Annotated in this window: 19 protein-coding genes, 1 tRNA gene and 1 rRNA gene; 17 read left to right on the top strand and 4 right to left on the bottom strand. The window is 41.5% G+C overall.

All coding sequences use genetic code 11. The annotated features are described in order from the left end of the window. Together rrf and GTQ34_RS13020 are read left to right on the top strand one after the other, a co-directional pair. A 5S ribosomal RNA gene (gene rrf, locus GTQ34_RS13015) occupies positions 1 to 92 on the top strand; the annotation flags it as partial. A gap of 87 nt (positions 93 to 179) precedes the next feature. Beyond that, the gene (locus GTQ34_RS13020; RefSeq protein ID WP_166524253.1) at positions 180 to 1433 is read left to right on the top strand and encodes an MFS transporter; all 1254 of its coding nucleotides are present in this window, start codon (positions 180 to 182) and stop codon (positions 1431 to 1433) included. Between the two features lie 68 nt (positions 1434 to 1501). On the opposite strand, the gene GTQ34_RS13025 is transcribed toward GTQ34_RS13020, so the two are convergent. From GTQ34_RS13025 to GTQ34_RS13035, 3 genes are all read right to left on the bottom strand, one after another. After that, positions 1502 to 2968: a glutamate synthase subunit beta gene (locus GTQ34_RS13025; RefSeq protein WP_166524254.1), complete on the bottom strand. Its 1467-nt coding sequence runs from the start codon at positions 2966 to 2968 to the stop codon at positions 1502 to 1504. Positions 2969 to 2976: 8 nt separating this feature from the next. Continuing rightward, positions 2977 to 7482 carry a glutamate synthase large subunit gene (gene gltB, locus GTQ34_RS13030; RefSeq protein ID WP_166524255.1) on the bottom strand — a complete coding sequence of 1502 codons (4506 nt, stop codon included), beginning with the start codon at positions 7480 to 7482 and terminating at the stop codon, positions 2977 to 2979. Between the two features lie 314 nt (positions 7483 to 7796). After that, a complete protein-coding gene (locus tag GTQ34_RS13035) occupies positions 7797 to 8939 on the bottom strand; it encodes an acyl-CoA dehydrogenase family protein (protein WP_166524256.1) in 1143 nt (380 codons plus the stop codon). A 237-nt stretch (positions 8940 to 9176) separates the two neighbouring features. On the opposite strand from GTQ34_RS13035, the gene nhaD reads away from it, so the two are divergent. From nhaD to GTQ34_RS13065, 6 genes are all read left to right on the top strand, one after another. Beyond that, on the top strand, positions 9177 to 10562 hold the full coding sequence (gene nhaD / locus GTQ34_RS13040) for a sodium:proton antiporter NhaD (protein ID WP_166524257.1): 1386 nt from the start codon (positions 9177 to 9179) through the stop codon (positions 10560 to 10562). Between the two features lie 57 nt (positions 10563 to 10619). Further along, on the top strand, positions 10620 to 11312 hold the full coding sequence (locus tag GTQ34_RS13045; RefSeq protein ID WP_166524258.1) for a MotA/TolQ/ExbB proton channel family protein: 693 nt from the start codon (positions 10620 to 10622) through the stop codon (positions 11310 to 11312). 8 nt (positions 11313 to 11320) lie between these two features. After that, positions 11321 to 11707: an ExbD/TolR family protein gene (locus GTQ34_RS13050; protein WP_166524259.1), complete on the top strand. Its 387-nt coding sequence runs from the start codon at positions 11321 to 11323 to the stop codon at positions 11705 to 11707. Next, the gene (locus tag GTQ34_RS13055) at positions 11707 to 12582 is read left to right on the top strand and encodes an energy transducer TonB (protein WP_166524260.1); all 876 of its coding nucleotides are present in this window, start codon (positions 11707 to 11709) and stop codon (positions 12580 to 12582) included. Before GTQ34_RS13050 ends, GTQ34_RS13055 begins: the two co-directional genes overlap by 1 nt. Beyond that, a complete protein-coding gene (locus GTQ34_RS13060) occupies positions 12582 to 13796 on the top strand; it encodes a bifunctional folylpolyglutamate synthase/dihydrofolate synthase (RefSeq protein ID WP_166524261.1) in 1215 nt (404 codons plus the stop codon). The genes GTQ34_RS13055 and GTQ34_RS13060 overlap by 1 nt, the downstream gene beginning before the upstream one ends. Positions 13797 to 13864: 68 nt before the next feature. Continuing rightward, positions 13865 to 13939, top strand: a tRNA-Val gene (locus GTQ34_RS13065). Positions 13940 to 14082: 143 nt separating this feature from the next. Here GTQ34_RS13065 and GTQ34_RS13070 read toward each other — a convergent pair. Continuing rightward, positions 14083 to 14517, bottom strand: coding sequence for an RrF2 family transcriptional regulator (locus GTQ34_RS13070; protein WP_166524262.1), 435 nt, complete (start codon positions 14515 to 14517; stop codon positions 14083 to 14085). Between the two features lie 117 nt (positions 14518 to 14634). Between GTQ34_RS13070 and GTQ34_RS13075 the strand changes: the two genes are divergently transcribed. From GTQ34_RS13075 to GTQ34_RS13115, 9 genes are all read left to right on the top strand, one after another. Then, positions 14635 to 15141, top strand: coding sequence for a c-type cytochrome (locus GTQ34_RS13075; protein WP_166524263.1), 507 nt, complete (start codon positions 14635 to 14637; stop codon positions 15139 to 15141). A gap of 9 nt (positions 15142 to 15150) precedes the next feature. Continuing rightward, a complete protein-coding gene (locus GTQ34_RS13080) occupies positions 15151 to 15732 on the top strand; it encodes a fasciclin domain-containing protein (protein WP_166524264.1) in 582 nt (193 codons plus the stop codon). A gap of 27 nt (positions 15733 to 15759) precedes the next feature. Continuing rightward, the gene (gene nosZ / locus GTQ34_RS13085) at positions 15760 to 17715 is read left to right on the top strand and encodes a Sec-dependent nitrous-oxide reductase (RefSeq protein WP_166524265.1); all 1956 of its coding nucleotides are present in this window, start codon (positions 15760 to 15762) and stop codon (positions 17713 to 17715) included. Between the two features lie 81 nt (positions 17716 to 17796). Then, a complete protein-coding gene (locus GTQ34_RS13090; protein ID WP_166524266.1) occupies positions 17797 to 18387 on the top strand; it encodes a hypothetical protein in 591 nt (196 codons plus the stop codon). Between the two features lie 2 nt (positions 18388 to 18389). Next, positions 18390 to 18824, top strand: coding sequence for a nitrous oxide reductase accessory protein NosL (locus tag GTQ34_RS13095; RefSeq protein ID WP_166524267.1), 435 nt, complete (start codon positions 18390 to 18392; stop codon positions 18822 to 18824). A gap of 13 nt (positions 18825 to 18837) precedes the next feature. Next, positions 18838 to 19131 carry a cupin domain-containing protein gene (locus GTQ34_RS13100; protein WP_166524268.1) on the top strand — a complete coding sequence of 98 codons (294 nt, stop codon included), beginning with the start codon at positions 18838 to 18840 and terminating at the stop codon, positions 19129 to 19131. A 65-nt stretch (positions 19132 to 19196) separates the two neighbouring features. Further along, positions 19197 to 20435 carry a nitrous oxide reductase family maturation protein NosD gene (locus GTQ34_RS13105; RefSeq protein WP_166524269.1) on the top strand — a complete coding sequence of 413 codons (1239 nt, stop codon included), beginning with the start codon at positions 19197 to 19199 and terminating at the stop codon, positions 20433 to 20435. Next, positions 20432 to 21139, top strand: coding sequence for an ABC transporter ATP-binding protein (locus tag GTQ34_RS13110; protein ID WP_166524270.1), 708 nt, complete (start codon positions 20432 to 20434; stop codon positions 21137 to 21139). The genes GTQ34_RS13105 and GTQ34_RS13110 overlap by 4 nt, the downstream gene beginning before the upstream one ends. Beyond that, a complete protein-coding gene (locus GTQ34_RS13115) occupies positions 21132 to 21914 on the top strand; it encodes an ABC transporter permease (RefSeq protein WP_166524271.1) in 783 nt (260 codons plus the stop codon). The genes GTQ34_RS13110 and GTQ34_RS13115 overlap by 8 nt, the downstream gene beginning before the upstream one ends. Positions 21915 to 21951: the final 37 nt, after the last annotated feature.

Raw genomic sequence — 21951 nt, forward strand, 5'->3', positions numbered from 1 at the left:
GGCCCACCCCTTTCCATTCCGAACAGGGAAGTTAAGCCCGTTAGCGCCGATGGTACTGCCACACCAGGTGGGAGAGTAGGTCGCCGCCTTCCTCAAGGCCCGATGCAATGCGTATCGGGCCTTTTTTTATTGGTATTTTCCTTAAAGATCTCTAGAATGAAATGAGTATATTGGTTTTTATGAAAACCAATATTAGAAACAACAATTTAGTTGTATTTGTACTGCTGACATTTTTTGTAATCTCTTTTTTGACCAATGTATTGGGTGCCTTGAACCCTAGTGCTTCATTGAGTTTTGGTTTAACAGAAACCATGGCAGGTTTTCTTCCCTTTTCTTTTTTTATCGCTTACGGTTTAATGTCCATTCCGGCTGGCATACTTTTGGAAACCCATGGTGAAAGAAAAATGCTGGTATCTGCCTTTCTGATGTCTTTTTTGGGTTCTATACTTTTCGTTTTGCTTCCAACTTTTGAAATATTCTTGCTGAGTTTGTTTACCATCGGCTGTGGGATGGCCATTTTACAAGTGGTAATCAATCCATTGTTAAGGGTTTCTGGAGGGGAGGAACATTATGCGTTCAACTCAGTATTAGGACAATTATGTTTTGGTGCAGCAGCTTTTTTGAGTCCATACGTATATTCCAAATTTGTCACCCAATCACCTGATTCACCAGTAGACAGTGTGACTTCCAGTGATTGGCTGTCCCAGCTTTTTTCGGAGGAGTTGAACTGGGTGCTTATGTATGCTCTTTTTGCTGCGTTAAGTCTGTTGATGGTTGTTGTGGTAATGTTCTTGAGATTCCCAAGCATGGAACTAAGAGGTGAAGAGAAAATGGGAACCTGGACTGTATTTAAGAAACTAATTCATAATCGTATAGTAATCCTGTACTTTTTAGGGATTTTCACTTATGTGGGTACGGAACAAGGTATTTCTTACTGGATGTCAAAATTCTTGCAGAACTACCATGGATTGGATTTTGAAACTGTTGGAGCCGCTGCAGTAGGCAACTTTTGGGGCTTGATGACGCTTGGTGGATTACTGGGCTTGGTTTTGCTCAAAGTATTGGACAGTAAGCTTGTTTTACGAGTGTTTACCGGAATTTCCATCCTTTGTTTGGTATTGGCCTTGTTTGCTCCAGTCAATATCTCCTTGTACAGTTTCCAGGCATGCGGTTTTTTTATGTCGGTAATGTATCCCATCATTATTTCGTTGGCCTTGAACTCTTTTAAGGAGCACCATGGTTCCTTTACTGGAATTCTAATGAGCGGTATTATGGGTGGAGCAGTAATGCAATTGTTGATTGGTTTTATCATTGACCATGCCTCACTTAAGACAGGTATGTTGCTTAATTTTATCGGATTGGCCTTTATTTTTAGTATAGGAATATGGGCCAAACCTCTTATCAGCAATAAGACGTTTGGCAAAGTGGATTAATCAAATCCTAATAAGAGTTAAATTGATTTCTTTAAATCCTCGCTGAGCATAATGGTTGAAATGCACTGTTATACCCTGGGTAAATCTCCTTCACCTTTTAAGGGCAGTTCGGATTTTCCCATTAGATATGAATCCACATGATATGCCGCCTGTCGTCCTTCAGCTATGGCCCAAACAATTAAAGATTGACCTCTACGTTGGTCTCCTGCGACAAACACTCCGGGAATATTGGTTTTATAATTCGCGGTAGAAGCTTTAATATTGGTTCTTGGGTCCATTTCCAGTCCCAACTGATTTGCAACCGTGGTTTCAGAGCCGGTGAAGCCCAATGCTAGAAGGACCAAATCACATTCCCATTCTTTTTCGGTTCCTTCCACCTCTTTTAATACAGGTCGCTCCCCTGGCTTTTTGTCCCAGACAACCTCTGAAGTGATCAACCCTTTTAAGTTGCCATTGTTGTCGCCAATGAATTTTTTGGTGGAAATACTAAAAACCCGTTCTGCTCCCTCTTGATGCGAAGTACTGGTCCGTAATCGCATCGGCCAAAAAGGCCATGGTTGTTCTGCAGGACGTTCGGTTGTTCCTTTGGGCATAATCTCAAAATTTGTTACTGAAACAGCACCTTGTCGAATGGAGGTTCCAATACAATCAGAACCGGTATCGCCCCCACCGATAACAATGACTTTCTTTCCTTTTGCTGAGATGTCTTCCCCTTTAAAAGGAATGCTATCTACCTTTCTGTTGTTTTGTGGCAAGAAGTCCATGGCTTGGACCACGCCCTTTAAATCAGAACCTGGAATGGGCAGATTTCTTCTTATGGTTGCCCCACCGCAAAGCACTATGGCATCAAAGTCTTTTTTTAGTTGATTTGCTTTAACATCCGCACCAACATGTACTCCTGTTCTAAATTCGATACCTTCTTTTTTCATGATTTCCAAGCGTCTGTCGATCACGTTCTTTTCCATCTTAAAATCGGGAATTCCATAACGTAGAAGCCCCCCCACTTTTTCATCTCGTTCAAAAACGGTTACATTATGCCCTACCCGGTTAAGTTGCTGGGCTGCCGCCAGACCTGCTGGGCCAGATCCTATGACGGCTATTTTTTTTTCGGTACGTTTGATAGGTGGCTCCGGTTTGATCCATCCATTTTTAAAAGCGGTCTCTACAATATTTTTTTCAATGTTTTCTATTGAAACTGGGTCCTCGTTGATGCCTAACACACAGGCTTCCTCACAGGGTGCTGGACAAAGTCGGCCCGTGAACTCTGGAAAGTTATTGGTAGCATGTAATATTCTTGAGGCTTTTTCCCATTTACTTTGGTAAACGGCATCGTTAAAATCGGGAATCAGGTTGCCCAACGGACATCCACTGTGACAAAAGGGAATGCCACAATCCATACAGCGCGCACCTTGGTTTTTGAGTTCATCTTGTTTAAGCGGTGCGGTGAACTCTTTATAGTTTTTGATACGTTTTTCGACAGGAACATAGGGTTCCACCTTCCTATCAAATTCCATGAATCCTGTAGTTTTTCCCATCGCTTAAATTATAAGGTTTCCATTTTTTCTTGTTCCAATCGAATCAAGGCCTGTCGATATTCCTCCGGGAATACTTTTATAAACTTGGGCAGACATGCTTCCCAGTTTTCCAATATTTCTTGGGCCAGTGGACTCGATGTGGCATTGTAGTGGTTTTCAATTAGTGATCTTAGTTGGTTAACGTCTTTGTTTTCGTCCACAGGTAGCAGATTTAGGTGCTCTCCGTTACATTTTTTCTGAAAGGAACCATCTTTATTGTACACATAGGCGATTCCACCGCTCATTCCGGCACCAAAGTTCCTACCCACATCTCCAAGAATCACAGCAATTCCCCCCGTCATATATTCACAGCCATGGTCGCCAATCCCTTCAACCACTGCCTTGGCTCCTGAATTTCTTACGCAGAAACGTTCGCCGGCCTTTCCATTTATATAGGCTTCACCAGAAGTTGCTCCATAGAGGGTCACATTGCCGGTAATTACATTTTCTTCTGGTTTTAGGGTGGATTTGAACGGCACTTTCACGACCAATTTGGCTCCTGAAAGTCCTTTTCCAAGATAATCGTTGGTGTTCCCATAGACTACCATGGTCAATCCTTTTGTGGCAAATGCACCAAAGCTTTGTCCTGCCGATCCTGTGAAGTTCAACTTTAAGGTATTGTCCGGTAGACCGTCAGCACCATAAATTTTAGAAATCTCATTACTGATAATGGCTCCCACGGCTCTATCGGTATTGTAAATTGGAAAATCCAACGTAGTCTTTTCTTTTCGGAACAAAGCAGGGTGCGCTTTTGCAATGATGTCAAACTCTATAGATTTGTTGATATCGTGAATCTGCTTTTCCGAATTATAAAATTTGGTACCCTCCGGAACATTAACTTGATGGAGGATTGGGGTTAGGTCGATACCCGCCGCCTTATAATGGTCAATGGCCTTTTTTCTATCCAATTTTTGTACCTGTCCTACCATTTCGTTCAAGGTTCTAAAACCGAGTTTGGCCATAATTTCCCGAAGCTCTTGGGCCACAAAATACATGTAATTAACCACGTGCTCCGGTTTGCCTTGGAACTTTTTCCTCAGTTCTGGGTTCTGGGTGGCAATCCCGACTGGACATGTATTCAAATGGCAAACACGCATCATAACACATCCGGAAGCCACCAAGGGTGCCGTGGCAAATCCAAATTCTTCGGCACCGAGTAGACAGGCAATTGCAACATCCCTTCCTGTTTTAAGCTGTCCGTCACATTCCAAAACAACACGATTCCTTAAATCGTTGAGGACAAGGGTTTGTTGTGCCTCGGCAATTCCCAATTCCCAAGGAAGACCTGCATGTTTCAATGATGTAAGTGGAGAAGCCCCCGTTCCACCATCAAAACCAGAGATAAGGATAACGTCGGCCTTTGCTTTTGCCACACCTGCGGCAACTGTACCCACACCTACTTCGGAAACTAATTTCACATTGATGCGCGCATCCCTATTGGCCGATTTCAAATCATAAATCAGTTGGGATAAATCTTCAATGGAATAGATGTCGTGGTGCGGCGGAGGCGAAATCAATCCCACATAGGGTGTTGAATTCCTCGTCCTCGCAATAGCTGGGTTCACTTTTGGGCCTGGCAATTGTCCGCCTTCACCTGGTTTGGCCCCTTGGGCCATTTTAATCTGTATTTCTTGGGCGTTGGTAAGATAATTGGAAGTGACACCAAATCTACCGGATGCCACCTGCTTGATGGCACTGTTTTTCCAATCTCCTGTTTGACTTCTATAAAAACGAGCCGAATCCTCTCCACCTTCACCCGAATTGCTTTTTCCGCCGATTCGGTTCATGGCAATCGCAAGATTTTCATGGGCCTCCTTACTGATGCTTCCGTAGGACATGGCACCTGTTTTAAACCGTTTTACGATTTCTGTCCAGGGTTCCACCTCTTCAAGTGGAATAGGGTCGTAGTTTGAAAACTCAAACAACCCACGGATTGTCATTAGATTTTTGGATTGCTCATTGACCAACTTGGCATACTCCTTGTAAGTCTCCGGCTCGTTATTGCGCACCGATTTTTGAAGCTTGGCGATGCTTGATGGATTGAACATGTGTTTTTCCCCATTTCTTCTCCAACGGTACTCTCCGCCAATCTCTATATCAAGATTGGCTGCTAACTCCTGATTTTTGAATGCTTTGTTGTGGCGTTTTGCTACCTCCTTTTCAATTTCGTACAACCCAATTCCCTGAATTCTGGTCGGGGTATTGGGAAAATATTTATCCACTACCTTGGTGTTTATGCCAATGCATTCGAATAGTTGAGATCCACGATACGAGTTAAGTGTGGAAATCCCAATTTTGTTCATTACTTTTAAAATACCCTTGCCGACCGCTTTGTTGTAGTTGCTGATTGCTTCATCAAAGGTATATTCTGTAATGTTGTTTTCTTTGATCTGCTCGCCGATGATTTCATTCACCAGATAAGGATTTATAGCGCTTGCCCCAAATCCAAAAAGGAGAGCGAAATGATGCACCTCGCGCGGTTCAGCAGACTCGATAATGATGCTCAATTTAGAACGCCGCCCTATTTTTCGTAAGCCACTGTTTACATAAGAACAGGCCAAAAGCGCTGGAATTGCTGCCATTTCGGTGCTAACCATTCTGTCCGATAGAATAATGATATTGGCTCCCTCTTCTATAGCATTGGAAGCCTGTTGTAAGACGGCATCCAAAGCTTCCTCCAAGCCGTTGTGTCCTTTTGCAATTTCATAAAGTGTCGAAATTGAAACCACTTTATAGTCCGGACTGGCATCGTAGTTTTTGATTTTGTCCAAATCCTCCTTGGAAATGACAGGATTCTGTATTTTCAATTTTCTGCAATGCAGCTCGTTGATCTCAAAAATATTCTGATCACTGCCCAAAGTAAGGCTGATGTCCGTAATCAATTCTTCGCGGATTCCATCCAAAGGTGGATTGGTCACCTGTGCGAACAATTGTTTAAAGTAGTTGTAGATTAATTGTGGTCTTTCCGATAGCACAGCGATCGGGGTGTCTGAACCCATAGAGCCAATTGGCTCTTTGCCTTTTTCGGCCATGGGCATGATGATGGTGTTGATATCTTCCAGAGTATATCCGAACGCAGCTCTCCGGGTTGTCAAGGGAAATTCTCCATAGAACACCGGACATTCATTATAGGGAATATCCCTTAAGTGTACCAAATTGTTCTTCAGCCATTTTTGGTAGGGGTGTTTCTTGGTAATGGATTCTTTAATTTCTTCGTCATTAATAATGCGGCCCTCTTCCATGTTTACCAAAAACATTTTTCCAGGCTCTAAACGACCATGAAATTCAATGTCTTCAGGATCGAGTTCCACGACTCCGGTTTCGGAGGACATGATTACGTACCCTTTCTTGGTGACCGAGTATCGCGATGGGCGAAGCCCATTACGGTCCAATACAGCACCTATATAATTTCCATCAGTAAAAGGAATGGAAGCGGGTCCATCCCAAGGCTCCATTAAGCAAGAATTGTATTCGTAGAATGCTTTTTTGGAGGTTGACATTTCGGTATTTTTTTCCCATGCTTCAGGAACTAGCATCATCATTACTTCCGGTAGCGACCTACCGGTCATCAGCAGTAGCTCAACTACCATATCCATGCTGGCGGAGTCAGATTTTCCTGGTAAAACGACGGGGATAATTTTTCTAATGTCCTCTCCAAACCAATCGCTCTGCATCAACTCCTCACGAGAACGCATGCGAGATACATTGCCTCTTAGGGTGTTGATTTCCCCATTGTGGCACATGTAGCGGAAAGGTTGGGCCAAATCCCACGTGGGAAAAGTATTGGTAGAGAATCTTTGGTGTACCAGCGCCAAACGGGTTACCACTCTGGGGTCCAACAAATCTTCGTAGTATCTACTGATATCGGTCGGTACCAATAAGCCTTTGAATATGATAATTTTGGTGGAAAGGCTAGGAACATAGAAAAACTGGCTTTGGGAAAGTTTACTTTCAATAATGGCATGCTCGGTAATTTTTCTGGCGATGAACAGTTTTAAGTTAAACTGAAAATCGTCTAGCGCTTCTCCTTTGCCGACAAATATTTGTTTTACGTAAGGTTCGGTTTCTGCGGCGATTCTCCCTGGTACCGAACGGTTTACGGGAACGTCGCGCCAACCTAACAACTGAAGGCCCTGCTTTTTGATGCTTTCTTCCAAAATGGATTTGCAAAAGATACGTTGATTTTCCTTTTGGGGTAAAAAAACATTGCCTACAGCGTATGCCCCAGCTTCTGGAAGTGCGAATGTGCATACCTCGGTAAAGAAATCATGGGGGATGTCAATTAAAATACCAGCGCCATCTCCAGTCTTACCATCGGAACTAACAGCTCCTCGGTGCTCAAGTTTATCCAGGATTTCAAGAGCCTTATGTATAATGTCATTGGATTTTTTTCCTTTAAGACTACAAATGAATCCTGCACCACAGTTATCATGCTCAAATTCTGGTAAATATAAACCTTGCTTTTTCATCATCATCATTATGGTATTTCTTCAAAAATATCAAAATGACTGAATTAATAATAAGGTTTTTTACGATATACAATAAAATAATCAACATATAAGTGAAAAGCTTAAAAAATATGCAAATTGAAAATTTGATGGGTGCTATATTGTGATTATCTCAAAATACACTGATGATAAAGCCTTTTATTCTATGATAAGGGGCTTCAGCTCAATAAAGAATTTATTCTTGGGAAATATTGCGCAAAAAAGAGGGGCAGTATGCTTTATTTTTTTTGTTTTGGTAGAATGCACCCCTATAAATTAAGGGGCAAAAAAAATTACAATGACTAATCTTTTAATATAGTTCTTGAAATAACGATTTTTTGAATTTCAGAAGTTCCTTCATAAATCTGTGTAATTTTTGCATCCCGCATGAGCCGTTCAACATGGTAATCCTTCACAAATCCGTTTCCGCCAAATATTTGAACCGCTTCAACAGTGGTTTCCATGGCAACTTCAGAAGCGTAAAGTTTCGCCATGGCCCCTGAAAGTGTATAGTCATTTCCGGTGTCCTTATCTATGGCAGCTTGGTACACTAAATTTCTAGCGGCCTGTATCTTGGTGTGCATATCGGCCAGTTTGAATGCGATTGCTTGGTGGTTGGCAATTTCCGTTCCGAATGCTTTTCTTTCTTTGGAATACTTCAACGATAGCTCGTAAGCTCCTGCAGCAATGCCCAAAGCTTGGGCGGCTATTCCTATTCTGCCCCCGGCCAGGGTTTTCATGGCAAATTTGAATCCAAATCCATCATTTCCAATACGGTTTTCTTTTGGAACTTTTACATCGTTGAATAACAATGAATGTGTATCACTGCCCCTAATGCCCAATTTGTTTTCTTTGGGCCCAATTTCAAAGCCTTCCATGCCTTTTTCCACGATAAGGACATTTATTCCTCTATGTCCTTTGTCTTTGTCCGTTTGGGCAATGACCAAGAACACTTCGGCCCTGCCGCCATTGGTTATCCAGTTTTTAGTTCCATTTACTACATAGTGGTCACCTTTGTCGATTGCAGTGGTTTTTTGGGAAGTGGCATCACTACCGGCTTCTGGTTCGGAAAGGCAAAATGCGCCAATAATTTCTCCCGTTGAGAGTTTTGTAAGGTATTTTTCTTTCTGTTCTTCGGTACCGTAGGTTTCGAGCCCCCAACAAACCAAGGAGTTGTTCACGGAAACCATCACTGATGCTGAGGCATCCACTTTGGACAATTCTTCCATGGCCAAAACATAAGAAAGTGTGCCCAATCCACTACCACCGTATTTTTCATCTACCATCATGCCCATGAAGCCCAATCCCCCCATTTTTCTTAGTAGTTCATCTGGAAATGTTTGAGCATCATCGCGTTCTATAACGCCTGGTAAAAGTTCAGTTTGTGCAAAATCCTTGGAGGCTTGCTGTATCATCAACTGTTCTTCCGAAAGTGAAAAATCCATAAAAATGAGAAATGGTTAAAAATGGGATACAAAGATAGGTTTATAATGGTAATTTTTTAGTGGATGCCCCCAAAAAATGAGAATGACTTAAAGAATTTTTAGACCCCCTGATTCTGCTGGATTCTGGAGGAGTCCATTTTTATGCAAAGAACATTATGTGGAAAAACTCATTTTGAATATCTTTAAGCAGAATTGAACACTTCAATAACATATTCACCTAAATAAACCGAACCAAACATGGAAACCCTCCTGATAGTAATTTTTGTCATTGGATATTTGGCGATAACCCTAGAACACAATCTTAAAATTGACAAACTTATTCCTGCATTGGCAATGATGGCTGTTCTCTGGGCGCTCATGGCATTTGGGATTGATGGTTTCACGACTTGGTTTGATTCTGGCAAACACACACTGCTCGAAAACTTTTCCAGCTTTGGTCATGAGGAAAAGATGCACATTTTGGAGGAAACCCTATTGCACCATTTGGGAAAAACCTCGGAAATATTGGTTTTCCTTTTAGGTGCTATGACCATTGTGGAAATTATTGACTATTTCGATGGTTTTGCGACCATAAAGTCGTTCATTAAAACACGGAGTAAAAGGAAGATTTTGTGGATTTTTTCTTTCTTGGCCTTTATACTTTCGGCAATCATAGACAACCTTACTGCTACCATAGTGCTTATTTCCATTCTTCAGAAGATTATTGCTGATAGGGACACACGAATTTGGTATGCTGGTCTCATTATCATTGCCGCCAATGCAGGAGGTGCCTGGTCGCCTATTGGCGATGTTACCACTACCATGTTATGGATTGGGAACAAGGTTACGACCATGATGCTGATTAAAAATTTGCTCATACCTTCGTTGGTCTGTATGATAATCCCGTCTTTCATCGCCTCATTTCTTCCGGCGTTCAAGGGTGAAATAGACGTTGAAGAAGACTCTGGGCCAAAATCAAAATTTGGTGCCACAATGCTGTATTTAGGGTTGACCGCCATCGTGTTTGTGCCCGTTTTTAAAACAGTCACGCATTTACCCCCCTATGTTGGTATGATGTTGTCCTTGGCGATTGTGGCTACATTTGCAGAGATATACAGTAGTTCAAAAATTGCCATATCCTCTGTGGACATAGAAAGCGATGCAGAAGCACACCATAGTCCAGTTCACAGTGCCTTGACCAAAATTGAATTGCCCAGTATTCTCTTCTTTTTGGGTATTTTGATGGCGGTTGCCGCCCTTGAATCATTAGGCTTGTTGTTCAACTTTGCAGAAGGGCTGAAACAGGGAATGCCGTTGTTGGGTACTGAAATGGCAGGCACCGAAATTTCTGATTTGGTGGTTATTTTGTTGGGAATCGGGTCGGCCGTGATTGACAATGTACCCTTGGTTGCAGCAAGTTTGGGCATGTTTTCAGAACCAATAGACAATCAGTTATGGCACTTTATAGCTTATTCGGCAGGAACAGGGGGCAGTATGTTGATTATAGGATCTGCTGCTGGGGTTGTTGCCATGGGTATGGAAAAAATAGACTTCTTTTGGTATCTCCGTAAAATAGGATGGTTGGCTTTCATCGGTTTCATTGCAGGAGCCATTTGTTTTATGATGATGAGATATTTAGTCTAAAAAATACTTTAGCTCAAAAATCTCCGTTATTATTGCAACTTAAATTGGGGATTTTATATGATTTTTTTTCAGGACTTAGAGGAAGGGGCTGAGCTTGGTGTATCCATCTCGGAAGAAAAGACCCTATCCGTCGTTGATTTGATTGTTAACGGTGGTACCGGAAGTGTCATCATCATTATGGTACTTTTTGTGCTACTTTTTGTGGCACTCTACATTTATTTTGAACGCATTTTTGCCATAAAGGCCGCTTCCAAAATCGACAAAAACTTTATGAATCAGATTCGTGATCATATCATGAATGGAAAGTTGGAGGCCGCAAAATTATTGTGTGCCCAAACGGACTCACCGGTAGCGAGGTTGACCGAAAAAGGGGTTTCTCGAATAGGTAAGCCCTTGGAGGACATTAATGTCGCCATTGAGAATGCTGGAACGTTGGAAGTGTACAAACTCGAAAAAAATGTAAGTGTTCTGGCCACTGTGGCCGGTGCCGCTCCAATGATTGGGTTTCTGGGAACAGTAATTGGTATGATTTTGGCCTTTCATGAAATGGCAAGTAGTGGTGGACAAGCAGAAATGGGTTCGTTGGCTTCAGGAATCTATACGGCCATGACCACAACGGTTGCGGGTCTCATTGTGGGAATCATCGCCTACATTGGATACAATCATTTAGTAAACCGAACGGATAAGGTGGTTCACAAAATGGAGGCCAACGCCGTTGAGTTTTTGGACCTATTGAATGAACCTATTTAAGAGGTGGTATGAAATTGAAAGGTAGAAACAAGGTAAGTCCAGAATTCAGTATGTCGTCTATGACGGATATTGTGTTTTTGCTTTTGGTCTTTTTCATGTTAACTTCCAATGCACCCAACGCGTTGGATTTGCTCTTGCCAAAGGCAAAAGGAAAATCCACCAATACACAAAATGTTTCTGTGACCATAAACAAGGACTTGGAGTATTTTGTCAACAACGAACAGATTAGTAAGGAATACATTGAAATTGAATTAAAAAAAGTACTTGAAGGTCAAGAGAAGCCTACCATTATCCTTAGGGCAGAAGAAAATGTGGCCATAAGAGAGGCAGTAAACGTGATGGATATTGCCAATAGAAATAGTTACAAGGTAATCTTGGCCGTACGGCCAAAATAATGTCGTTTTTAGATACGAGACACAAGAAAAAATCCTTTACGCTCACTACCTTGATATTGAGCGTACTTCTTCTGTTGCTTTTTTATATCGGACTCACATACTTGGACCCACCCATTGAAAATGGAATTGCCGTAAACTTTGGAACCATGGACTACGGAAGTGGAAATATACAGCCTAAAGAGAAGATTCGTTCTGAGCCCAAAAAGGTGCAGTCTCAGCCTATGGAACAAGCCCAACCGGAAACCCAACCGGAAACCGATAAAGAGGAGCCGGTAGAAAAGGTTTTGACAAGTGAAGTCGAAGAAACCATAAAAATTAAGCAGCAAAGAGAAGCCAAAAGGAAAGCCGATGAAGTTGCCAAAAAGGCACAATTGGAGGCCGAGCGTATGGCTAGGGAGAAACGGGTGGCGGAAGAACGAATAAAACAGGAGCAGGATGCTAAGAAAAAAAGTCTGGACGCATTAATCGGAGGTATTGGTAAATCCGATGGAAGTGCCACAGGCAGTGAAGGTGATGATAACAAGGCTGGTGACAAGGGTCAACCCGATGGTAATCCTTATGCAACCTCCTATTATGGAGTTCCGGGCAATGGCAATGGTACAGGAGGTTATGGTCTCAAAGGGCGGTCACTGGTCAATCAAGGAAAAGTGCAGCAAAAATGCAATGAGGAAGGCCGTGTTGTCGTCCGGATTGTCGTGGGAAGAAACGGTCGGGTAATTCAAGCAACGCCCGGTGTTAAGGGAACAACCAACAATGCTCCGTGTCTTCTTCAACCCGCCAAGGAAACGGCTCAACTTCACAGATGGAATCTAGACGCCAATGCTCCCGCTGAGCAAATAGGCTTCGTAGTTGTAAACTTTAAATTAGGGCAATAGTGACCTACAGGGAAACACTGGAATGGATGTTTGCCCAATTGCCCATGTACCAACAAAAGGGTGCAGCTGCTTATAAGGATAAATTGGATAACACAATCCTTTTTTCCGAAGTGTTGGGCAATCCAGAAGAAAAATTTAAAAGCATCCACGTAGCAGGAACCAACGGTAAAGGTTCTAGCAGTCATATGCTTGCTTCCATTCTTCAAGAGGCAGGGTATAAGGTTGGACTTTACACTTCTCCCCATCTGAAAGACTTTCGTGAACGCATTAAGATTAATGGGGAAATGGTCAGCAAACAGTTTGTGAAGCAGTTTATAGTTGATCATAGATCTTTTTTGGAGCTTCATCGGCTTTCTTTTTTTGAAATGACAGTGGGAATGGCGTTTACTTATTTTGCGGAAGAAAAGGTAGACGTTGCGGTAATTGAAGTGGGCTTAGGTGGGCGTTTGGATTCTACGAACATCATTATCCCGGAAGTGAGCCTGATCACCAATATCGGATTTGACCACAGCAATATACTTGGCGATAGTTTGGAAAAAATAGCAATGGAGAAGGCAGGCATAATAAAGCCCAATGTACCGGTGGTGATTAGTGAGCGCCAACCTGAGACTGAGACCATATTCAAATTGATTGCTAATCAACGAAGGGCCAATATTGTTTTTGCAGATGAATTGGAAATTGCGGATTACGAATCAGATTTGAACGGCCACTATCAAAAAAGAAATATTCGTGGTGTGGTCGCATGTTTAAAACAACTTAGCAAGGACTATGAAATAACCAATGAGGCCATTCTAAAAGGATTGAAAAATGTGGTTGCCAATACTGGAATTTTAGGAAGGTGGCAAGTATTGGGAAATAATCCCACCGTGGTGTGTGACACGGCTCACAACAAAGATGGGTTGAAACTAGTGATAACCCAGATTCTGGAAGAAACTTTTCGGGAATTACATCTAGTTTTAGGTTTTGTGACCGATAAGGATGTAATAAGCTTGTTGAAGCTGTTCCCAAAAAATGCCCACTATTATTTCGTAAAGCCCGATGTACCTCGAGGAATGGAGGTGGAGGTGGTCCAAAAATTGGCCTCTGACAACAGAATTAACGGGGTTGGATACGCATCTGTTAAGGACGGATACCATGCGGCTTTGGACGCCGCTGAAAAAAATGACTTCGTCTTTGTTGGAGGCAGTACATTTGTGGTTGCAGAAATCGTATGATTTTTTGTGATATTCTTTTCCGAATGTAAAAAATGATGCTATATTTGCACTCCGTTTTGAGAAAATACGGGCTCTTAGCTCAGTTGGTTCAGAGCACCTGCCTTACAAGCAGGGGGTCACTGGTTCGAATCCAGTAGGGCCCACAAAGTAAACACAAGGCCTCAGAAGATTTTGATTTTCTGAGGCTTTTTTATGTGCAAACTATTCGCACATTTTTCTGCTAACCTTACTGCGTATAAAGTCATCTATCTTGAAGTATATGGATTTTAACGTTTGATGACTTCTCTCATTCGAAAGGAAAAACAGATTTCCCTTTTTTTATATCAGCTATCAGGTCTTCAATTGTTGTTTTTTGAAGACTCTTTACAAATTCACTATTGGCCCGACCTACAATATCGTGAAGAACACATGGATTTTTGTCATTACACGCCTCAAGGTCGAGCACGCAAGAGTTTAAACGTTGTCTACCATCAATGACTTCTATAATCTCGATCAAGGATAATTTTTTGTCGTTGTTGGTTAGATAAAATCCACCTTTGGGGCCTTTGGTGGAAGAAATTATGCCGTGACGGGATAAATCCTGTAGCAGTTTGGCCAAGTAGGATTTTGGCACCTTGATTTTGTCACTGATATCTTTTGTCATCAATTTCTCTTCCTCATTTGAATTCAGTGACAGATACAATACCGCTTTTAGGGCATATTTGGCCGAATTGGAAAGCATTTTCGTTCGTTTTTTCAAAATATAAGGATAAAAAGATGTTTTTGTCTTAAATATGATTTAAATCATGTTTTTGGCAAATTCGGCTATCTACTTTTGAGGAATTATTAAAAAAAGCCCATGAAAACCAGTATTACATTAAGCATAGCACTAATAGCGTCACTTATTTTGGGTTGCGGCGGAAAGACTGAAAAAAAAGAGGATGGCTTTAGTGTTAAAAGACAGAAAACCGAACAAGAAAAAGAGCAGAGCACTATTGAAACAAATGTGGTCAAAGCCTCGGAAAGAGTTGATTTGGGCAACATAGGAGTTGGCCCGATCAAGTCCATGACCTTGGACGACCAAATAGATCAGGCCATGGCCGATAAGGGCAAAGAGGTCTATGATAGAATGTGTCTTGCTTGTCATAGGATTGGGAAAAAGTTCATTGGTCCTGCACCCGACGGAATTTTGGATAGACGATCTCCCGAATGGGTGATGAACATGATTCTGAATCCGGAGGTGATGGTTAAGGAAGACCCACTGGCCAAAGAGCTGCTCATTGAATTCAACGGATCTCCCATGGCCAACCAAGGTCTCACTGAAGAGGAGGCCAGGGCCGTGCTAGAATACTTTAGAACATTATAATATCCACTTATGAAAACAACCACCAAGATTAAATTGTTAGTTGGTTCGTTATTTACAGTATGTCTTTTCTTTAGCTGTAAAAACGAGGCTAAAACAGAAACTACCACCACTTCCAATACAGAAGCTGGACAGCCTACCACAAAGCAAGGGCAAGCTTTTTTAAAAGATGATGAAGCAACACCCAACGTTTTGGACATTGCCATTGGTTCCGAAGATCATACAACGTTAGTTGCAGCGGTTCAAGCTGCGGAACTTGAGAATGCATTGGTTAACGCAGGGCCTTTAATGGTTTTTGCCCCGACCAATGCGGCATTTGATGCCCTTCCCGAAGGAACTGTGGAGAATCTATTGAAACCGGAAAACAAAAATGATCTGGCCAATATTCTAAAATATCATGTGACGCCGGGCAGGTACACTAAAGATTTTTTGAAAAAATTCAAAAAACTTGGACAGGCCAATAATCAAAATGTAATGATTGAAGTGAAGGGAGATGATGTCTACGTGGGTGGAGCCAAGATTATTGCCAGTGTTCCTGCAGGAAATGGAATTGTACATGTTGTGGACAAGGTAATTCTTCCACCATCTGAATAAATTAAAACAACTAATAACATCATAACTATGAGAACAATCAAAAATCCAATACTATTTATTTTGGGCCTGTCCCTAATACTATTCAGTTGCAAGGACCAAAATCAAGGTAATAATGGAGCACTTACTTCAAATGCAGCGGAAAGAGTATATGTCGCTCCCGGGGAACATGACGAGTTCTATGCATTTATTTCAGGAGGATTCAGTGGCCAATTATCGGTGTATGGTCTTCCATCGGGCAGACTTTTTAAGGTTATACCCGTATTTTCTCAAGATGCTGAAAAAGCTTGGGGATATAACGAGGAAACCAAACCTATGTTGAACACTTCCCATGGATTCATTCCCTGGGACGATTCACACCACCCAGATATCTCCCAGACCAATGGGGAACTGGATGGTCGATGGGTTTTCATCAATGGAAACAATACCCCAAGAATAGCCAAAATTGACCTTAGCGTTTTTGAAACCACTGAAATTATTGAAATACCCAATAGTGCAGGGAACCACAGCTCGGCCTTTGTAACCGAGAACACCGAATATGTGGTGGCAGGGACTCGATTCTCCGTTCCGGTTCCACAACGCGATATGCCCATTAACGAATATAAGGGTAATTTTAAGGGTGCACTCACCTTTATCAGTGTGGACCCAGAGGATGGTGGAATGGACATAAAGTTTCAGTTGATCATGCCTGGGTTTGATTATGACCTATCCCATCCGGGAAGAGGAAAATCCCATGGATGGTTCTTCTTCACCACATATAACACAGAGGAGGCCAGTACATTACTCGAGGTAAATGCTTCCCAAAATGATAAAGATTTCATCGCTGCGGTAAATTGGAAGAAAATTGAGGAATATGTAAACAACGGAGGAGGAACCATGATGCCTGCCAACTATGCACACAACGTATATGACGAAGAGACCCATACTGGATCCTCTACTATGAAGAAAGAGGTACGGGTAGTGAATCCAGCGGAGGTGCCCGGAGCTGTATTTTTGTTGCCGACCCCAAAATCTCCACACGGATGTGATGTTGACCCGACCGGAGAATACATTGTAGGTAACGGAAAACTCTCCGCAGATTTAACAGTACACTCATTTACCAAAATGCTCGAAGCCATTGAGGGTGAAAAGTATGATGGAGACGCCTATGGCATACCCATCCTAAATTTTGAGGATGTATTGGCCGGAACCGTAAGCCAACCTGGTCTAGGGCCATTGCATACCGAGTTCGATGGCAATGGTAATGCCTATACCACATTTTTCATTTCCTCTGAAGTTGTAAAATGGAAATTGGGTACTTGGGAAGTTGTTGATAGACAGCCGTGTTATTATTCTGTGGGTCACTTAATGATTCCTGGCGGTAATTCCAGAAAACCATTCGGTAAGTATGTAGTGGCCATGAATAAAATCACCAAGGACAGATATTTGCCAACAGGTCCAGAAGTCACCCAATCGGCACAGTTATATGACATTTCAGGCGAAAAGATGGAACTCCTATTGGATTTTCCAACAGTAGGTGAGCCACACTACGCCGCCGGCATTGCCGCAGATATCGTCAAGGAACGTTCCAAAAAAATCTTTAACCTAACAGAGAATAAACACAAATATGGCATTACTTCAGATGCCGATGTTCGTGTGGAACGTGATGGGAATGAAGTTCATATTTATATGTCCATGATCCGTAGCCATTTCAATCCTGATAATATTGAGGGAATCAAAGTGGGGGACAAAGTATATTTCCACGTGACCAATTTGGAACAGGATTATGATGTGCCCCATGGCGTAAGTATAATCGGAGCAAATACTTCAGAGTTATTGATTATGCCAGGACAAACGGAAACCTTTGTGTGGGAGCCCAAACAACCGGGTGTATGGCCATTCTATTGTACCGATTTTTGCTCAGCCCTGCACCAAGAAATGCAAGGCTACGTTCGGGTATCCCCTTCCAACTCCAACATAGATCTTACATGGTCTTTAGGAGAGTAGAGAATCTGCATGATTTTTAGTGATAGACAGGGCTGGCTTTAGGGCCGGCCCACCTTTTGTCAAAACAAGAAACAATACACTATGAAGAAATCAAGAATAATTATGGCTTTGGCAGCATTGTTGCCCTTGTTGCTTTTTGTATTTCCGCTTTGGAAAATCACCTTGGAAGCCCCGCAATACCCCACTCCTTTAGGTATGTATATTCATATAAACGACTTTGCCGATGCCAATCCCCATGATATCAAAAACATCAATCTGATGAACCACTATGTGGGTATGAAATATATTCCCGATGCAATCCCGGAATTCAAAATTTTTCCGATCGGAATTGTTATTACCACTATAATTGGTTTGATCATCGCGTTCAAGGCCAACCACAAATGGTTCTTGTACTGGTTTATTATGATGGTTTTGGTTAGTACCGCTGGATTGATTGATTTCTATTTGTGGGAACATGAATATGGTCATGACTTGGACCCCAGGGCCATCATGAAGTTTACAAATCCCGACGGCTCCGTTATGGGGTTCCAACCTCCATTCTTTGGCACCAAGAATATCTTAAACTTTACGGCACACTCTTATCCTCGATTAGGAGCTTATTTTTTGGGATTGGGTATTGCCTTGGGCCTTGTGGCTTATTATCTGGGAAGGAAACAAACCTTAAAGGCGTAACGATGAATGTTCGTGATAGTTTTTATATAATTGTCATTGTATTGCTTGGTGGTTGCAGTGCTAAGCCTCAACCCATTGAATACGGTTCGGATAATTGCCATTTTTGTAGAATGACGATTGTGGATGCAATTCATGCAGCTGAAATGGTTACCGATAAAGGGAAGGTCTTCAAGTTTGATGCGGTGGAATGTATGGTAAACTATCAAAAGGAAATTGATTCCACAGAAATTTCCATGTACCTCTGCAATCATTATTCCGAACCAAAAGAATTGATTGATGCTACTGGGGCCATGTTTTTGATCAGTGAAAATATCCCTAGTCCAATGGGTGAGTTTTTAACGGCATTTAAGTCTGAAAAAGAAGCATTGGTTCAAAAGAATGAAAACGGAGGAGAAATCTACACATGGAATGAGTTACTGAAAAGATTCAATAGATAATCAGAACACGGCAATGTATACAGTTGACAATCACATAAAAAACGAAAAATATAGTGGCCTAAACACACATAAGCTGGCTAAGACCGAGACGCTCGAAGTGATTGCCATTAGCTTGGAAAAAGATGCAGTTTTTCCAGAGCATGTTTCACCTAAAGAAGCTCAGTTGGTGGTTTTGGAGGGAGATATTGACTTTCATATAAACCATACCGTCTACAATCTTACCCAGTTCCAGCATTTTGATTTTCCCAAGGAGATAAAGCATTGGGTACGGGCCAATGAGAACACGAAATTTTTGATTATCAGGTAATATGTATTTTACAAGATTGTTAAAGGTTTTGGATTCTAAACTGTATCTTCAACCAAACCCAAACCATGCAATTTTCATATAGTTTGCTTTTTTTTCTTTTTCTGTTTTGCGGAGGTTCTGTGTATGGTAATACAATTGAAATATGCGAATCATGCCCCGTGCGCTCCATTAAGGAAGGGATTTCTCAAGCTTCAGGGTATGATACTCTTTTAATAAAGAAAGGAACCTACAAAGAATTCAATATTGTTGTGGACAAACCATTGACAATTTTGGGAAAAGGATACCCTGTGGTTGATGGGGAGGACCAGGGAGAAATCATTACCATTATTTCTGATAACGTTACTGTCGACGGGTTGTTCATAATCAATGTAGGGACTAGTTATACCAAAGATTATGCTGCCATCCGGGTTATAAAAAGCAAAAACTTCAAGATTCAAAACGTGGTGCTGGAAAAGCTATTTTTTGGTATCTATCTTGAAAAGGCCACTGATGGCATAGTCTATCATAACAAAATTATTGGTGATGCGGTGGAGGAATTCAATTCTGGCAATGGAATTCAGCTATGGTATTGCAAGAATATAAAGGTAGAACGCAATCATGTGCAACGGGTTCGGGATGGAATCTATCTGGAATTTTCTGATGAGGTCATAATCAAGAATAATGTAAGCATCGATAATGTTCGCTACGGGCTGCACTTTATGTTTTCGAACAATGATGCCTACGAGGGGAACACCTTTGAAAACAACGGCGCAGGGGTAGCGGTAATGTTTTCAAAAAACATAAGGATGAGTGATAATGTTTTTAGAAAGAACTGGGGCACTGCCTCTTTTGGTCTGTTGTTGAAAGAGATAAATGATGCTGAGATTTCGGGTAATATCTTTGAGGAAAACACCATCGGGATAAGCATAGAGGGATCTAATAGAATCAAATACGAAAAGAACAGTTTCACCAATAATGGATGGGCCCTTAAAGTAAGGGGAGCTTGTTATGGTAATTCATTTGTGGGCAATAATTTTTTATACAATTCCTTCGATGTTTCCTATAATAGCAAGTTGAACGATAATGTGTTCACTGGAAACTACTGGAGTGATTATACAGGGTATGATCTGGACAAAAACGGCGTTGGTGACGTGCCATATCGACCTGTAAAACTCTTTTCCTACATTGTGAACAGAACCCCGGAGACTATTATTTTGCTTCGGAGTTTGTTCATGGACATTATCGATTTTTCTGAAAAAGTATCTCCTGTTTTCACACCCGACAACTTGATGGATGGTGCTCCCTTAATGAAAAAAGTACAATGATACAAGTTAAAAACGTTTACAAGAAGTTTGGCAAAAACCAAGTGTTGAGTGGATTGGACCTTTCCATAAATGGAGGTGGTATTTTTGCGGTTCTTGGTCCAAACGGTTCAGGAAAGACCACGCTCATAAAAAGTATTCTGGGGATGGTGATTCCAGATAAGGGCGACATCCTGGTTCAGGAAAATTTGATAAAAAACAAATGGAAATATCGAAAAGATATCAATTACCTGCCCCAGATTGCAAATTTCCCGGGTAATCTAAAGGTAAAGGAGTTGATGGCGATGATAATGGATTTGCGACAAAAACCTGGCGATGGCAAAAATTTGATTGAACGATTTAGTTTGGAACCCCATTTGCACAAAAAACTGGCAACCCTTTCGGGAGGTACAAAACAAAAAGTAAACATCGTATTGGCATTTATGTTCGACAGTCAACTCCTAGTTTTGGACGAACCTACCACCGGACTAGATCCCAATGCCTTGATTCAATTGAAAGAATTATTGCGGAAGGAAAAAGAGCAGGGAAAAACGATATTGATTACCTCGCACATATTACAATTTGTGGAGGAAATGGCTGATGAGGTTATTTATTTGTTGGAAGGGAAAATCTATTTCAAGGGAAGTATCGCAGATTTAAAAAAGAAGACGAATCAGGACAATTTTGAACATGCCATAGCAGCAATAGCATCGCAAACCCATGATTAAGATATTGAAATATAGTTTTTACGACCTTATGAGAAGCAGATGGAGCTATGTGTACTTCATTTTCTACCTGCTACTGGGGTTTGTGCTACTTTTTTTGAACAATGAAATATCCAAAGCAGTAATCACACTCATGAATGTGATTATTGTGTTGGTGCCCTTGATCGGGACCATTTTTGGGGTTATGTACTTCTATAATTCCCGAGAATTTACCGAGTTGTTGTTGGCACAACCTATTAAACGGACCTCAATCTTTTTAGGGCAGTTTTTAGGAGTTGCCAGTTCGTTGACTTTAAGTTTGGTGTTGGGACTGGGCATACCCTTTATGATGTATGGACTTTTTCGCAGCAATGCCATTTGGGATTTTTCTTTGTTATTGGTTACCGGTGCATTTTTGACCTTTATCTTCACTGCACTGGCATTTAATATTGCATTATCCAACGAAAACAAAATAAAGGGTTTTGGTTATGCGGTCCTATTATGGCTTTTTCTGGCGGTGATTTATGATGGTTTTTTCCTGATGTCGTTGATTCTTTTGGAAGAATATCCGTTGGACACCTTTTCACTGGTTGCTTCCATGCTCAATCCGATAGACCTTTCGCGTACCCTTATTCTATTGAAACTGGACATTTCTGCTTTGTTAGGCTACACTGGCGCTGTTTTCAAAAAGTTTTTTGGAACGGATTATGGCTTGTCAATTTCAATAGTAATTCTTTTTTTGTGGACCATCCTTCCCATCTTAAGTTTGAAATTTAAGGCCAGCAAAAAGGATTTCTAACCTAACAGTATTTCTCGGATGAATTCCAACAGCTATC

It is taken from the genome of Flagellimonas ochracea (assembly GCF_009903685.1).
In the GTDB taxonomy this organism is placed as follows: Bacteria; Bacteroidota; Bacteroidia; order Flavobacteriales; family Flavobacteriaceae; genus Flagellimonas; species Flagellimonas ochracea.

Excerpts from the sequence above, each read along its gene's own strand:
- GTQ34_RS13020 (WP_166524253.1), top strand. The coding sequence starts at position 180 with ATGAAAACCAATATTAGAAACAACAATTTAGTTGTATTTGTACTGCTG.
- GTQ34_RS13025 (WP_166524254.1), bottom strand. The coding sequence starts at position 2,968 with ATGGGAAAAACTACAGGATTCATGGAATTTGATAGGAAGGTGGAACCC.
- gltB (WP_166524255.1), bottom strand. The coding sequence starts at position 7,482 with ATGATGATGAAAAAGCAAGGTTTATATTTACCAGAATTTGAGCATGAT.
- GTQ34_RS13035 (WP_166524256.1), bottom strand. The coding sequence starts at position 8,939 with ATGGATTTTTCACTTTCGGAAGAACAGTTGATGATACAGCAAGCCTCC.
- nhaD (WP_166524257.1), top strand. The coding sequence starts at position 9,177 with ATGGAAACCCTCCTGATAGTAATTTTTGTCATTGGATATTTGGCGATA.
- GTQ34_RS13045 (WP_166524258.1), top strand. The coding sequence starts at position 10,620 with ATGATTTTTTTTCAGGACTTAGAGGAAGGGGCTGAGCTTGGTGTATCC.
- GTQ34_RS13050 (WP_166524259.1), top strand. The coding sequence starts at position 11,321 with ATGAAATTGAAAGGTAGAAACAAGGTAAGTCCAGAATTCAGTATGTCG.
- GTQ34_RS13055 (WP_166524260.1), top strand. The coding sequence starts at position 11,707 with ATGTCGTTTTTAGATACGAGACACAAGAAAAAATCCTTTACGCTCACT.
- GTQ34_RS13070 (WP_166524262.1), bottom strand. The coding sequence starts at position 14,517 with ATGCTTTCCAATTCGGCCAAATATGCCCTAAAAGCGGTATTGTATCTG.
- GTQ34_RS13075 (WP_166524263.1), top strand. The coding sequence starts at position 14,635 with ATGAAAACCAGTATTACATTAAGCATAGCACTAATAGCGTCACTTATT.
- GTQ34_RS13080 (WP_166524264.1), top strand. The coding sequence starts at position 15,151 with ATGAAAACAACCACCAAGATTAAATTGTTAGTTGGTTCGTTATTTACA.
- nosZ (WP_166524265.1), top strand. The coding sequence starts at position 15,760 with ATGAGAACAATCAAAAATCCAATACTATTTATTTTGGGCCTGTCCCTA.
- GTQ34_RS13090 (WP_166524266.1), top strand. The coding sequence starts at position 17,797 with ATGAAGAAATCAAGAATAATTATGGCTTTGGCAGCATTGTTGCCCTTG.
- GTQ34_RS13095 (WP_166524267.1), top strand. The coding sequence starts at position 18,390 with ATGAATGTTCGTGATAGTTTTTATATAATTGTCATTGTATTGCTTGGT.
- GTQ34_RS13100 (WP_166524268.1), top strand. The coding sequence starts at position 18,838 with ATGTATACAGTTGACAATCACATAAAAAACGAAAAATATAGTGGCCTA.
- GTQ34_RS13105 (WP_166524269.1), top strand. The coding sequence starts at position 19,197 with ATGCAATTTTCATATAGTTTGCTTTTTTTTCTTTTTCTGTTTTGCGGA.
- GTQ34_RS13110 (WP_166524270.1), top strand. The coding sequence starts at position 20,432 with ATGATACAAGTTAAAAACGTTTACAAGAAGTTTGGCAAAAACCAAGTG.
- GTQ34_RS13115 (WP_166524271.1), top strand. The coding sequence starts at position 21,132 with ATGATTAAGATATTGAAATATAGTTTTTACGACCTTATGAGAAGCAGA.